The sequence below is a fragment of the Micromonospora sp. BQ32 genome (assembly GCF_059358895.1).
The window spans coordinates 83865-97646 of sequence record NZ_JCADBI010000003.1; the positions used below are offsets into that span (position 1 = coordinate 83865).

General features: G+C 72.0%; 10 protein-coding genes. 6 read left to right on the forward strand and 4 right to left on the reverse strand.

Translation table 11 applies throughout. The features are described from left to right. Positions 1-263: 263 nt before the first annotated feature. Complete coding sequence (locus tag AC5L30_RS07395; protein ID WP_494866164.1) at positions 264-1640, reverse strand: CBM96 family carbohydrate-binding protein; 1377 nt, start codon at positions 1638-1640, stop codon at positions 264-266. A gap of 220 nt (positions 1641-1860) precedes the next feature. On the opposite strand from AC5L30_RS07395, the gene AC5L30_RS07400 reads away from it, so the two are divergent. From AC5L30_RS07400 to AC5L30_RS07425, 6 genes are all read left to right on the forward strand, one after another. Next, positions 1861-3171, forward strand: coding sequence for an MFS transporter (locus AC5L30_RS07400; protein WP_494866165.1), 1311 nt, complete (start codon positions 1861-1863; stop codon positions 3169-3171). Beyond that, positions 3168-4151, forward strand: a complete 984-nt coding sequence (locus AC5L30_RS07405; RefSeq protein WP_494866166.1) for a TolB family protein — start codon at positions 3168-3170, stop codon at positions 4149-4151. The genes AC5L30_RS07400 and AC5L30_RS07405 overlap by 4 nt, the downstream gene beginning before the upstream one ends. 122 nt (positions 4152-4273) lie before the next feature. Beyond that, positions 4274-5800: an alkaline phosphatase D family protein gene (locus tag AC5L30_RS07410; RefSeq protein WP_494866167.1), complete on the forward strand. Its 1527-nt coding sequence runs from the start codon at positions 4274-4276 to the stop codon at positions 5798-5800. Positions 5801-5814: 14 nt separating this feature from the next. Then, complete coding sequence (locus tag AC5L30_RS07415; RefSeq protein WP_494866168.1) at positions 5815-7131, forward strand: hypothetical protein; 1317 nt, start codon at positions 5815-5817, stop codon at positions 7129-7131. 280 nt (positions 7132-7411) lie between these two features. Further along, complete coding sequence (locus tag AC5L30_RS07420; RefSeq protein WP_494866169.1) at positions 7412-8578, forward strand: M23 family metallopeptidase; 1167 nt, start codon at positions 7412-7414, stop codon at positions 8576-8578. 64 nt (positions 8579-8642) lie between these two features. After that, positions 8643-10016: an N-acetylmuramoyl-L-alanine amidase gene (locus AC5L30_RS07425; protein ID WP_494866170.1), complete on the forward strand. Its 1374-nt coding sequence runs from the start codon at positions 8643-8645 to the stop codon at positions 10014-10016. Between the two features lie 22 nt (positions 10017-10038). On the opposite strand, the gene AC5L30_RS07430 is transcribed toward AC5L30_RS07425, so the two are convergent. The 3 genes from AC5L30_RS07430 to AC5L30_RS07440 are packed head-to-tail and all read right to left on the reverse strand — an operon-like array spanning position 10039 to position 13778. Continuing rightward, complete coding sequence (locus AC5L30_RS07430) at positions 10039-10617, reverse strand: TetR/AcrR family transcriptional regulator (RefSeq protein WP_494866171.1); 579 nt, start codon at positions 10615-10617, stop codon at positions 10039-10041. A 51-nt stretch (positions 10618-10668) separates the two neighbouring features. Beyond that, positions 10669-11334 carry a PH domain-containing protein gene (locus AC5L30_RS07435; protein WP_494866172.1) on the reverse strand — a complete coding sequence of 222 codons (666 nt, stop codon included), beginning with the start codon at positions 11332-11334 and terminating at the stop codon, positions 10669-10671. Positions 11335-11363: 29 nt separating this feature from the next. After that, on the reverse strand, positions 11364-13778 hold the full coding sequence (locus tag AC5L30_RS07440; protein WP_494866173.1) for a PEP/pyruvate-binding domain-containing protein: 2415 nt from the start codon (positions 13776-13778) through the stop codon (positions 11364-11366). Positions 13779-13782 lie beyond the last annotated feature (4 nt).

The window sequence follows — 13782 nt, forward strand, 5'->3', positions numbered from 1 at the left end:
CGTACGCACGTGTGCCCCTGCCCGTCCCACGGGCAGGGGCACACGTCGTCCCGGGGGAAGCTCACGCCGAGGGCGTGAAAGGGCCGCGGTGACGATTGCTGTGGCACACGGTCCTGTTCGCCATCGGTGCACAACTCGCCGCCCCACCCGTCGAGGGAGACGGGCAGCGACGTCGCGGATCGGCGTGATCGGCGGGTGGCCCTGCCGGGCCGCGGCTGGGGACGATCCCGCTGCGCCACGAACGGCGCAGCGGGATCCCGTGATCAGTGGCAGGTGCCGGTGCCGGTGTCGGTGTAGGTCTGGCCGGCTACTGGCACGAACTGCCAGTCGTAGCTGCCGGAGTGCAGGGAGAACTTCAGCACCCCGTAGGCCGAGCTGTTGCGCGCCTCGCTGTTGGGCTGGATGGTGCCGAAGCCGTAGTGGCTCGCACCGCCCATCCCGGCGACGAAGCTGCGCAGACCCCGGTTGGAGTCGGCGCCACCGGCCGGGTTCATCGGCGCGAACCGCTCGTACACGTGGTTGTGCCCCCACACCACGACGTCGGCGTTGTAGTCGTAGAGGGCCTGGTACAGCGGACGCGTCGACGTCGACGGCGCGTGGTTGGAGCTGGACGTGAACAGCGGGTGGTGCCAGTACGCGAGCGTGCACGGCTTGCCGCTGGCGGCCAGATCCGCCCGCAGCCACTGCTCCTGGGTCGACCCGGCCGACATGCTGATGTTCGAGTTCAGCGACACGATGTGCCAGTTGCCGAGGTCGTACGAGTAGTAGCCGCGACCGCTCGGGCCGGCGGACGTACCGAAGTAGTTGTAGTAACCGGTAGCGCCCGACGTGTTGTAGTCGTGGTTGCCTGGCGACGGCCGGGTGCGCGCCTTGTGCCGGCCCCAGGTGGGCTCGTAGTAGCTGTTGAACTGGGACGCCGTGCCGTTGTCGTAGACGTTGTCACCGGTGGTGAAGACGGTGCCGGGAATGTTGTCGAGCAGCGCCGCGGTGGCGGTGTCGCCGGAGCCGGAGTTGGCGATGTCGCCGGCACCGACGAGCACCGGGTCCCCGGACGGGGGCGTCGTGGTCCCGGTGGTGACCACCAACTGCGGGGCGTCCGCGCCACTCTCGCGGGTGTCGTAGTAGGCGCCGTCACCGCTGGTCGAGGTGGCGCCGAAGCTGTACGTGCCGTTGCCGGTGACCGCGGCCGTGACGTCGACCTCGTACCAGGTGTTGCCGCTGACCGCGCCGATGGTGCCGAGCGTCGCCCCGTCGATGGCCGGCTGGTTGTTCCAGGTGGTGCCGGTCTCCGACCAGGTCGTGTTGGACATCCGGCGGAACGTGCCACCGGCGTCGCTGCCGCTGTTGCCGCTGATCGTGCGCAGTCGCAGCTTGGCGCCGGTCACCGTGCCGCTGACACCGCTCACGGTAAAGCGCAGGAACGAGCGCCGCGCGGGCGAGTTGTCGACCACGACCTGCGTGGACGTGCCGTAGTTGGTGGCGGCCGCGTCGCTCTGGACGTAGGTGTCGGCGACCGGCGTGAAGGTCACGCTCGCCGCCGACGCCGCGCCGGCGCCGGTCACGACGACGGCGGCGGTCGCGGCGACGATCACCGTGACCACCCCCAGCGTCACCGGCGGGCGGGGGAATCGAATGTCCATCCAGGACTCCTTACCTCGTGGGAAGAGCGCAAGGAATGTAGGAAGGTCGATGAGCCGGCGGGCGACGGGCGGATGAACAGTGCGTCCCGCCAGGCGAACACCTCGGTGTTGGGGACCCGTTCACCGGCACCTCGCCCGGATGCCACCGGCGGTGCGTTGTGCGCTCTCCACTGAGTACGGACGATGGCTGCCCGTCAGCCGTCGATCCGAGGAGATGCTCGTGTACTTGTCGACCGTCTCCCGACCGGTCGCCGACCAGCCCGCAGCGGGGCCTCGACGCCGCCGGTTCGCGATGGTCAGCGGCAACGTCGTCGCGCTCGGTACGGTCAGTCTGATCACCGATGTGTCGGCCGAGATGGTGGCCGCGGTCCTGCCGCTCTATCTGGTGCTGGGCCTGCACCTCAGCCCGGTGGCCTTCGGCGTGCTGGACGGCGTCCACACCGGCGCCACCGCGCTGCTGCGGGTCGTCGGCGGTTTCGCCGCCGACCGGTTCCGGCGGCGCAAGTTGATCGCCGGCGTCGGGTACACGCTCTCGGCGGTCGCGAAGCTGGGCCTGCTGCTCGCCGGCCGGTCGATCCCGGCGATCGGCGCGGTCATCGCCGTCGACCGGCTCGGTAAAGGGATGCGGAGCGCGCCGCGCGATGCGCTGATCACCCTCTCCACGCCACCTGAGGCGCTGGGTCGGGCGTTCGGGGTGCACCGGGCGATGGACAGCTTCGGCGCGTTCCTCGGGCCGCTCGTCGCGTTCGCCGTCCTGCTGGTCGTCGGGCAGTCGTACGACGCGGTCTTCGTCACCAGCTTCTGCATCGCGGCCCTGGCCGTCGTGGTGCTCGTGCTCTTCGTCCGGGAGCGGCCACCCGGCGAGGCAGCGGACGGCGAGGCGGCGGACGGCGAGGCGGCGGACGGGCCGAACGACCCGAAGGTCACCGTCCGCGAGGCGTTCGGGCTGCTGCGCGGCGGGCCGGCCCGGCGACTGGTGCTGGCCGCCGCGATGCTCGGGCTGGCCACCATCGGCGACGGCTTCGTCTACCTGCTGCTGCAACGCCGGATGGACCTCGACCTGCGCTGGTTCCCGCTGCTCGCGGTGGGGACCAGCCTGGCCTACCTGGTGCTCGCCGCCCCGCTCGGCGTACTCGCCGACCGGATCGGTCGCCTGCCCGTGGTGATCGGCGGCTACACCGCCCTCGGTGCGACGTACCTGCTGCTGGCCGGCCCGGTCGACGGTTGGCCACTGATCGCCCTGGCGCTGACCCTGTACGGCGCCTTCTACGCGGCCACCGACGGGGTGCTCATCGCCCTCGCCGGTCCGGTGCTGCCGGCGCGCCTGCGGACCACCGGAATCGCGCTGGTGCAGACCGGGCAGGCCCTCGCGTACCTGGTCTCCTCCGTGCTGTTCGGTCTGGCCTGGCAGGCGTGGGGGCCGGAGAACGCGATCCGCGCGGCGGCCGTGGCCGTCGCCGGCGTCCTGGTCGGCACGCTGCTCCTGCTGGCCTCCCCGTCCCGACTCACCACCCGGAAGGTGCCCCGATGACCGCGATGTCGACCCGAGCGAAACTCGGCGTGGTGGTCGCCTCGGCCGTGCTGTTGGGCGCCGTGGCGGCCGGTTACGCCGCCACCGCCGCGCAGGCTCCCGCGGGGCCGCCGCCCGCCGGCGGCGAGCAGGCGGTCACCCTGACACCCGGGCCGCGCCTGCTGGCGATCACCGACCGGCACGTCTCCACCGTCGCCGCGACCGACCCCGCCGGGCCGCGCACCGTCGCCGGCCTGGAATGCCTCCGGGTGTACGCGGCGGCCGGCACCGGGGTCTGCCTGAAGCCGGAGACCGCCTGGTCGTACCAGGTTGTCGTGCTCGACGCCGCGCTGCGCCAGACCCGGGCGGTCAGTGTGCCGGGGCTGCCGAACCGGGCCCGGGTGTCGGCCTCCGGCCGGATGGTCTCCTGGACCACGTTCGTCGGTGGCGACTCGTACACCTCCAGTGGCTTCTCCACCCGCACCGGGATCCTCGACACCCGCACCGGCGCCACGGTGGCCTCGCTCGAGGAGTTCGCGATCACCCGGGACGGCCGGGGCTACCGCAACGCGGACGTCAACTACTGGGGCGTCACCTTCACCACCGACGACAACCGCTTCTACGCGACCATGTCGACCGGGGGTAAGAGGTATCTCGTCCGGGGTGACCTCGCCGCCCGTAGGGTCGAGACGCTGAAGGAGAACGTCGAGTGCCCGTCGCTGTCACCGGACGGCACCCGGCTCGCGTTCAAGGAGGCGGTCGACGCCGACCCGGCGAAGGGCTGGCGGCTGTCGGTCCTCGACCTGGCGAGCCTGCGGGTGACCGCGACGGCCGAGACCCGCAGCGTCGATGACCAGGCCGCGTGGCTCAGCAGCGGAGAACTGGCCTACACGTTGCGCCGGGACGACGGCCAGCCCGACGTCTGGAGCGTCCCGGCGGACGGGTCCGGCACCCCGACGCTGGTGATCCCCGGCGCCGAGTCGCCGTCGCCGCTCGCCTGACGGTCCGACCCCCGGCCCCGGCGGTCCGGACACCTGAACGCCTTGGCGCGGACAGCATCCCGTCATGTCGGATTCCGCCTCGCACCCATCGCCGTTCATCGACGTTCCCGAGGCTGTTGACCATGACAAGGCTGAGCCGTCGCATTTTTGTCCTCAGTGGACTCGTCACCGCCGGAGTCGCGGTGACACCCCGCCAGAACGCCCGCGCCGCGGTGCCGTACCCCTTCAGACTCGGTGTGGCGTCCGGTGATCCGGCGCCCGACAGCGTGGTGCTCTGGACCCGGCTGGCACCATCTCCGCTCAACGCCGACGGGCAGGGCGGCATGGCCAACGCCGACGTGACCGTGGAGTGGCAGGTGTCCGCCACCGACCGGTTCACCTCGCTGGTCGCCTCCGGCTCGGTGGTCGCCCGGTACGCCGACGCGCACTCCGTGCACGCCATCGCCGGCGGGCTCGCCGCCGACTCCGACTACTACTACCGGTTCCGGGCCCAGGGCCAGATCTCGCCGGTCGGGCGGACCCGGACCACCCCGGCACCCAGCGCCTTCGGCCGCGACCTGGTGATGGCCTTCGCCTCCTGTGCCCACTACGAGGCCGGCTACTACACCGCGTACCGGCGGATGGCCGAGGACAACCCCGGCCTGATCCTGCACCTCGGCGACTACATCTACGAGGGCGGCGTCGGCACCTCCGGGGTGCGGCAGCACGTCGGCGCCGAGATCGTGTCGCTGGCCGACTACCGCCGCCGGTACGCCCTGTACAAGTCCGACCCGGACCTACAGGCGGCCCACGCGGCGGCACCCTGGCTGGTGGTGCCGGACGACCACGAGGTGGAGAACAACTACGCCACCATGGTCCGCAACGACAGCAGCCCGACGCTGACCGCCGCCCAGTGGACCGCCCGGCGCACCGCCGCGTACCGGGCCTACTACGAGAACATGCCGCTGCGGCCGGCGTCCGCCGCCAACGGCAACAGCATTCCGCTGTACCGACGCGTCCGCTGGGGGCAGCTCGCCACCTTCCACATGCTCGACACCCGACAGTTCCGCGACGACCAGGCGTGCGGGGACGGCTGGAAGGTCTGCGCCGACGCGGACCTGGCCTCCCGGTCGCTGACCGGCGCGACCCAGGAGGCGTGGCTGCTCGACGGGCTGGCCCAGCGCTACGGCACCTGGGACATCCTCGGCCAGCAGGTCTTCTTCGCCCAGCAGCTCGACGCGAATGGGGCGACGAGCATGGACGCGTGGGACGGCTACCGGGCCTCCCGCAGCCGGATCCAGACCGGCTGGCAGCAGCGTGGGGTACGCAATCCGCTGGTGCTCACCGGCGACGTGCACCGGTCGTGGGCCAACGACCTCAAGGCCGACTACGCCAACCCCTCCTCGGCCACCATCGGCACCGAACTGGTCTGCACCTCGATCAGCTCCACTGGCAACGGTAGCGGCAGCACCACGGTCCCGAACGCGGCCGCCAACCCGCACCTGAAGTTCTACTCGGACCGGCGCGGCTACGTCCGTACCACCATCAGCCGCAGCCAGGTCCGCGCGGACTTCCGCGCGGTGAACACGGTGACCGAGCACGGTGCGGCGGCCTCCACCGTGCGCTCGTTCGTCATCCTCGACGGCCAGCCCGGCCTGCAGGCCGGGTAAGGGAGAGAGCCACCATGACCGCGATCACCGCACTGCTCACCGCGTCCCTGCTGGTGCCGAACGTGGTGTCAGCCCCGACCGCGATGACCGCCGAGGCGGTCACCTGGACCACCGCCAACAGCGTCGCCACCGGCGACCAGGACCTGCCCTCCATCGCCATGAACCGCAACGGTCACGTCGCCGTGGCGTGGGAGGACGACCGGGACAGCTCCGCCCCGGAGGACGACACCCACAGCGAGATCTACCTGCGGCTGTTCCGCGACGGCACGCCCGCGTACGAACTGAAACTCTCCACCGGCGGAACCAGCGGGGCCGCCTGGCGACACCTCAGCCCCGACGTGGGGCTCGACGACCGGGGCAACGCCGTGGTGGTCTGGGCCGCCGACGGCGACGGCAACGGCGTGTACAACATCCAGTACCGGGTGGTGTCGCCCGCCGGCGCGGTGCTCGGCTCGGGACAGGCCAACGCCAGCGACGCCGGGCAGCAGATCTGGCCGAAGGTCTCGGTCGACCCGGACGGCGCGCCCAGCAACGCCGCCGCCGTCGGCTTCACCGTGGTCTGGGAGGACGTACAGGGAACCGCTCCCGCCACCGTCAAGGCCGCCGGCTTCACCGCGGCCACCACCAAGGCGTACGAGGTGACGGCGTCGCAGACGACGGGCACACACCACCGTCCCGACGTGGCGGTGTCCGCCTCCGGTGAGGCGCTGGTGGTCTGGGACGAGGACGCCGACGCGAACGGCTCGTACAACATCGGGCTGACCCGGCTGGCCCGGTCCAACGGTGCCGTGGCACTGTCGCGGCGGACGGCCAACGCACAGAGCGGCGGGCAGCAGCAGCGCGCCTCGGTGGCGACGAACTTCGCCGGTGACGTCACCGTCGGGTGGGAGTCCGACCACACCGGCACCCGGGGTGTCTGGGCCCGATCGTTCACCGCGACGGGAACGGCCCGGCACGACGAGGTCCCGGTCTCCACCGGCACCGGTGCCGTCGCTCCTGTGGTCGGCATCGACGACCAGGACAACGTGGTGGTGGGCTGGACGGTGTCCGGCGTCAACCCGGACGTCTGGGCGCGGGGTCTCAACCCGGACGGCACGTCCACCGGCCGGCTGGCCGCCCAGGCGCTGAGCCAGACCACGACGGGTCGCCAGGAGCACGTCGCGGTCGCCGCGTCGCCCTGGGGTGAGGTCAGCGTCTGCTACACCGACGACAACGACGGCAACACCTTCGACCAGGTGCTCCTCGGCCTGGGCACGACGAACTCGACCTGGCTGATGTCCGCCGACGAACTGCGTCGACTGAAGGCGCGGGCGGGCGTCACCACCCACTGACCCGGGTTGATCCACTCGGGTTGGGCGAAGTCGCGGTGTCCCGCTACCGGGGACACCGCGACTTCGGCAAGACCGGCGAGCAGGGCGGCGCGCGCCCGAGGACGGCCAGCGTGGGCGGGAAACGGGGATGAAGAAAACCTTCGATGAGTTCGTTGACTTCGACGATTTGCTACACAACAATCAGTGTCAATATTTACGGTTGTCTCTGGATGATCATCCGGAAGGAGGCACCCGTGGCGGACACCGACGGCCCGAGACTTCATCCGAAAGTGAGGCCACGATGAGACACGCTCGGCTACTGGTCGGCGGCGCAGCCGCGGCCCTGTTGATGGTCACGAGCCTGATCGGGGCGGCGCCCAGCGCCGCTGCCGCCGCGGTCCCCCCCGCGCTCAGCGCCGCGGTGACCGCCAAACTGCTCGGCTCCGCCGAGCTGTCCACGGCCGACGCGCGACCGGACACCCGGATCACCGTCAGCCGCACCAGCGGCCGCTGGGCGTTCGGCACCGCCGTCGCTCTCGCCCCCCGGCGGGAGGACGCCCACCCGACCGGGTCGATCTTCATCGCCCGGTCCGAGCCCGCCGGGTGGCGGATCGCCTTCGACGGCGAGGCCGCCTTCGGCGAACTGGCCGCCGAGTCGCCCCTCATGACGGCTCCGGAGAAAAGCGTGCTCACCACCACGCCGGCCCCGATGTACGCGGGCGGCGACTACCGGACCGGAATGGCCCTGCCGTTCGGTGTGGGCCAGACGTGGACGCTCACCAGTGGCCCGCATGGCTGGGGCGGAAGCGAGTTGCCGTACAGCTCGGTCGACCTGGCCGGTGGTGACCAGGTGGTCCGCGCGGCGCGGGCCGGAGCGGCGTACACGATGTGTCAGGGGTGGATCCGGGTCATCCACGACCGGGGCTACTCGACCGACTACTACCACCTGTGGAACAGCATCTCCGTCAACGGCGCCAGTGTCGGCCAGGGCGCCGCCCTGGGTAACACCGGCACCGACGTGACCTGCGGCGGCGCCGCCTACGGCCGGCACGTCCACTTCGGACTTCGACAGAACAGCGCGTACGTGCCGATCGCCGGCCACGACATCGGCAAGTGGGTGCTGGCCAACGGTGCCGCCGCCTACCAGGGCGGGGCGCGGCACGGGTCAGCGTGGGCCGGTGCCGGCGCGGGCCTCTACAACTACGGCGCGCTCGGCTTCAACCAGGGGGTGGTCGACGCGAACGGCGGCGGGTCGCTCACCCGACGGGCCGGGCCGGGGGCCGGCTACGGCTCGCTCGGCTCGGTGGCCGACGGCGCCACCGTCACCATCTCCTGCTCCGCCAACGGCACCTCCCACACCGGGCGGTACGGCACCACGGCGCTGTGGAACCGGTTGAGCGACGGCAGTTGGGTGTCCGACGCCTACCTGTCGACCGGTGTGAACGGTCCGATCAACGGCTGGTGCTGACGAGTTCGACCGCCGAGGGTGGCGGCTCACCGGCCGCCAACCTCAGTCACCGCAAGGAGTGCTCATGTCCGTTCGTAGCTTCCACCGAGGCCGGATCCTGCTCGCCCTGGCCAGCGCACTGACCGGAGTCGTCGCGGTCGCGTCACCGGCCGTCGCCGACCCCGTCGGGACGCCAGCGCAGGCCGCCCCGCTGGCCGTCGCGTTCGACACCGCCGCCGCGCGGTACGACGTTCCGCGCGACCTGCTGGTGGCGCTGGGGTACGCCGAGTCGCGGCTGGACATGCACGCCAGCACACCGAGCGCGGCGGGCGGCCACGGGCTGATGCACCTGGCGAGCAGCCCCGGCGTGCGCACCCTGGACGAGGCCGCCGCGCTCACCCGGCTCAGTCCGGCCGCGCTGCGGACCCAACCCGCGGCGAACGTGTTCGGGGCGGCCGCCGTGCTGCGCTCGTACGCCGACCAGGGTGGCCTCACCGCCGCGGAGCGCGACGACGTGAACGGTTGGTACGGACCGGTCGCCCGGTACGGCGGCGCCAGCGAGGCGCCGGTCGCGCGGCTCTACGCGGACACCGTCTACGACCTGCTGCGCACCGGGTTCGTCGGGCGCGGCGAGGCGGTGGCCGGGCGGCCGGTCGCGCCCCGGCGGGGTGGCCTGGAACGGGCTGCCGTGCTCGGCGGGATCGGCACCCTCAGCACCGACTACGCACCGGCCGCGTGGGCGCCGGCCAGCACGAGCAACTACACGGTGGCCAGCCGCCCGGGCAGCCACCCGGTCACCCGCGTCGTCATCCACCTGACGCAGGGCTCGTACGCCGGCGCTGTCAGCTGGTTCCAAAACCCGGCGGCAAAGGTCAGCGCGCACTACACCTTCCGTTCCTCGGACGGGGCCGTCACCCAGTCGGTGCGGGAGAAGGACATCGCCCACCACGCCGGCAACTGGACCTACAACACCGAGTCGATCGGCATCGAGCACGAGGGGTACGTGGACAATCCCGCCTGGTTCACCGACGCGATGTACCGCGCCTCGGCCGCGCTCACCCGCAGCCTCGCCACGAAGTACGGCATATCCAGGGATCGGGCGCACATCATCGCCCACCGTGAGGTGCCCGGTGCCACCCACACCGACCCGGGCCCGAACTGGAACTGGACCTACTACATGCAGTTGGTGAACGGGATCACCGGCATCGGCTCCGGCACGGTGAACACCGAGGCGTCCAGCCTCAACGTGCGCTCCGGCCCCGGTGCCAGCTATCCGGTCGTCGGCTCGGTCGCCGACGGCGCCACCGTCGCCGTCTACTGCCAGGCCGTCGGCAGCACGGTCACCGGCCCGTACGGCACGACCGCCGTCTGGAACCGGATCGGCACCAACCGCTACGTCTCCGACGCCTACGTGCTGACCGGCTACGACGGGTACATCCCGAACGTGCCGCGCTGCTGAAGCGCGGTACGACCACGACCGCTCAGGCGGCCGCCGACGAGCCGAAGAGCAGGTCCAGCTGGGCGTCCAGCGCGCCCAGCGCCTGCTCGGCGGTGTACTGCCCACCGAGCAGATAGACGCCCAACCCCTCCATCAGCGCGAGCAGGCCGGCCGCCTCGGCGGCGTCTCTGCTGGGCAGGACGCTGGCGATGAAGCTGGTCAGCTCCATGGTGTCGGCGCGCAGGCCGGTCGCGGACGCCGGTCGTACTGCGGTGTAGGCGAGAAATGCCAGTGCCACCCGCCCGTCGTCGCGGGTCCGGTCGTCGAGCGGCAACAGCGCCGCCATCATTGTGCGCAGCAGCAGCCGTGGGGCGGGGTTCTCGCCCAGGCGTGCCAGGGCCTCGGTGACCCGGACCTGGCCGCGCTCGCGGACCACCGCCATCGCGAACGCCATTATCTCGTCCTTGGTCCGGAAGTAGTGCTGGACCATCCCGGCGGACACGCCGGCCTCGGTAGCGACGTGTCGGAGGCTGACGGCTTCCAGCCCCTGATCCGCGGCGACCCGCATCAGGGCGTCCGCGATGAGGGTGCGTCGCTCCTGGTGATCGACCTTCTTGGGCATGGCCTCGATCGTTTCACAGTGGGTGATCCGGATACCCCGCCAGCGCGGCGGTCACCGGCTGACGGTGGTGCTCGCGGGGGCGCCCCGCGCGCTGCGCAGCAGGCCGTCCGGGTCGTCGGCGTACAGTCGCAGCTCGTTCATCGGAACGGACCCGGTCTTCGGCAGGTCGAAGGTCAGCGGCCGACGCAGCAGGACGTCGATGCTGGTCTGGCTGCCGACCGAGATGGACACCACCCGACGATCGCCCTCCTGCTCGACCTGCACCGATTTGCTCGACGGCAGCGAGCGGTAGCGCTTGCGAAGCGCCTCGATGTCCGACCACGGGATCCAGATGTCGATGCCCCAGCTGAGCCGCACCCGCAGGCCCCGGTCGCCCACGACGTGGGGGTGGATGGTCATGCTGGCGAACAGGCCGATCATCCAGAGCAGACCCCAGATGCCGAGGCCCAGCACGATCCAGCGGGCCGGCCGCCACGGCACCACATGGGTGACCACGATGTCGAAGATCGGGATCTCCACCACGGACAGGCCGATGAAGATGCCCAGGATCGGCTTGACCACGCCGAGGTAGCCGAACGGTTCGTCGCCGGGCTTCAGCGGCAGTGGGCGCCGCCGCGCCCACACGTACAGGCTGCGCCACGTCGCGGCCTCGGCCTCAGCCGCCCGCCGCAGCAGCGGGCCCACCCGCGTCCTGGTCGGTGCCTTCGTGTCGGTCATGGTCGTCCTTCTCGCTTGAGGGCCGGCGGTCAGTGGAGCGTGACTGTTCCGGCGCCACCGTCCACGGTGACGAGCTGTCCCGTGGAGATGGTCCGGGTGGCGTCCGGCACGCAGATGACGGCGGGAATGCCGTACTCGCGGGCCACCGTCGGGCCGTGCGCCATGATCGCGCCGGTCTCGGTGACCAGCGCCGCCGCGGTGAGGAACAGGGGGGTCCAGCCGGGGTCCGTGGTCGCGACCACCAGGACGTCACCGGGCTCGACGTGGGCGGTGCTCGGGTCGCGGACGACCCGGGCGGGGCCGGTCACCCGGCCCGCCGACGCACCCACTCCGGCGAGCGCCCCGTCGCCGGGCGGCGCCGTCGGCAGGACGGTCTCGACATCCGTGCCGTCGGAGAGCAGCGCCACCGGCACCGTCCGACGCCGCAGCTCCCGGCGGTGCACCGCCCGTCGGGCGGTGACGGTGTCGCGCAGATCAGCACCCTGGTGTACGGCGGTGTGCACCTCGTCGAGGGTCAGGAACATGATGTCGTCGGGCTGGTCCAGCAGCCCGCAGCCGTGCAGGTCGGCGCCGATGAGCAGCAGTTGGCGGCGCGTCTCGCGCAGCGGGTACAGCCCGGCGAACTTGCCGGCCTCGCGCAGGCCGGCCAGCGACCGCGCCCGGCGCAACAGGAAACCGGCGACCCTGCCCCGCACCGGCCGCCGCCGCCGGGCTCGGGCGACCAATTCCTCCAGCGCTGTCTCCGCCGCCGATGCGGCCCGCTGAAAACGCTGGTCGGGGCCCTGCTGCGGATCGGTGACCCGCAGGTAGTTGGCGACCGCGGCGAAGACCGGCGTGGGGTCCTCCGCCCAGCGCGGCACCCCGAGGTCGACTTCGGCGACGCCCCGGTGACCGTAGCTGTCCAGGAAGGTCGCCATGCCGATGTCGGGCAGCGTGCCGTCCAGGTAGCGCGCGGCCAACTCGGTCGGTGGGGTGTCGAGCAGAAGCCGGCGGTGCTCGCCCGCGTCCTGGGCGAGCCGCCACAGGGCCAGGTCCATCTCGATGGTGACGTTGTGCGGCATGCCGCCCAGCACGGCGTGGATCTCGTCCGGGCCGGCGACGCCCTTGAGCAGGGCGGTTGGCAGCGCGGCGGCGAGCATCCCGGCGACGATCGGCCACATGATCGCGTCGGCGCTGTCGTCGGCGTCGGCGTCGGCGTCCCGCGCCTGCACGAAGCGCAGCCGGTCGGCGGTGGTACGCAGGTCGGTGGGGGCGGCTGAGCGTACTCTCAGCTGCTCGATCGCCTCGAACATCCGGGCCCGCGCGGTCTCGGGACGGGTCAGCGCCCGCAGGATCCCCACCACCGCGCGGCCGGCCGTCCGCAGCGACGCGGCCCCCGATGCCCCGCCGCGCCGGGCGCCACCGCTGGTCGGGGCGAACCGGGGATCCGTCAGCACGTGCTGCATCACCGCCTGGGCGCGCGGCCCGAAGTCGACCGCCAGGAGCTTCACCAGACGCTTGCGGGACGACCGGTCGCGCGCGAGGTCGGTCAGGTCGCCGTAGAGGCGGCCGCCGATGTCGACGATCTCGACCCGCACCCCAAGCGCGGCGAGCATCGCGGCGATCTGCGTCCGCAGGGTCGACATGCCCATCGGGGTGACCGGTTGCAGCATGCCCTGGACGTGCCCGAACTCCAGGTAGACGCGGGGCAGAGGCTTCCCGCTCGGCGGTGGGGCGGGGAACAGGCTGGTGATCGGCCGGGACTGGAGGAGCCACAGCACGTCGTCCGCGTCGATCGCCCACTCGACATCCTGCGGGCAGCCGAAGTGGGCCTGCAACCGTTCGCCGGTGGCGCGCAGGCGGGCCAACTGCGCGGCCGTCAGGCATCCCGCTTCGGTGTGCGGGACATCGTCGAGGACGTAGTGGTCGACCGCCGCGGCGCCGTCCACCACGGTCGTGCCGAGGCCGGCAGCGGCGTCGACCGCCATCTCGTCGCGGCGCCCGGTCAGCGGGTTCGCGGTGAACAGCACCCCCGCCACCGCAGGGGTGACCATGCGCTGCACGACGACGGCCATCCGTACCGCCTGATGATCGATCTGGCGGGCCTCCCGGTAGGCGGTCGCGCGGTCGCTGTGCAGGGAAGCCCAGCATTTCTCGATGGCGGCGACCAGCTCGGCGGCGCCCGTGACGTTGAGGACGCTGTCCTGCTGTCCGGCGAAGCTCGCGTCCGGCAGGTCCTCGGCGGTGGCGCTGGAGCGCACCGCCACCGGACCCGCGCCGAGCCGCTGGTACGCGGCGACGACCTCGGCCGTGGGGACGACGCCGAGCCGGTGCGCCTCGGTGGTGACGCAGAAGCCGTCGGGGACCTGCTCGCCGTGCCGGATCAGCTCGCCCAGCCCGGCCGCCTTGCCGCCGACCAGGGCGGTCATGGCGGCGGTCACCTCGGACAACGCGATCACGTGCATGGCA

Excerpts from the sequence above, each read along its gene's own strand:
- AC5L30_RS07435 (WP_494866172.1), bottom strand. The coding sequence starts at position 11,334 with ATGACCGACACGAAGGCACCGACCAGGACGCGGGTGGGCCCGCTGCTG.
- AC5L30_RS07430 (WP_494866171.1), bottom strand. The coding sequence starts at position 10,617 with ATGCCCAAGAAGGTCGATCACCAGGAGCGACGCACCCTCATCGCGGAC.
- AC5L30_RS07405 (WP_494866166.1), top strand. The coding sequence starts at position 3,168 with ATGACCGCGATGTCGACCCGAGCGAAACTCGGCGTGGTGGTCGCCTCG.
- AC5L30_RS07425 (WP_494866170.1), top strand. The coding sequence starts at position 8,643 with ATGTCCGTTCGTAGCTTCCACCGAGGCCGGATCCTGCTCGCCCTGGCC.
- AC5L30_RS07440 (WP_494866173.1), bottom strand. The coding sequence starts at position 13,778 with ATGCACGTGATCGCGTTGTCCGAGGTGACCGCCGCCATGACCGCCCTG.
- AC5L30_RS07420 (WP_494866169.1), top strand. The coding sequence starts at position 7,412 with ATGAGACACGCTCGGCTACTGGTCGGCGGCGCAGCCGCGGCCCTGTTG.
- AC5L30_RS07415 (WP_494866168.1), top strand. The coding sequence starts at position 5,815 with ATGACCGCGATCACCGCACTGCTCACCGCGTCCCTGCTGGTGCCGAAC.
- AC5L30_RS07395 (WP_494866164.1), bottom strand. The coding sequence starts at position 1,640 with ATGGACATTCGATTCCCCCGCCCGCCGGTGACGCTGGGGGTGGTCACG.
- AC5L30_RS07410 (WP_494866167.1), top strand. The coding sequence starts at position 4,274 with ATGACAAGGCTGAGCCGTCGCATTTTTGTCCTCAGTGGACTCGTCACC.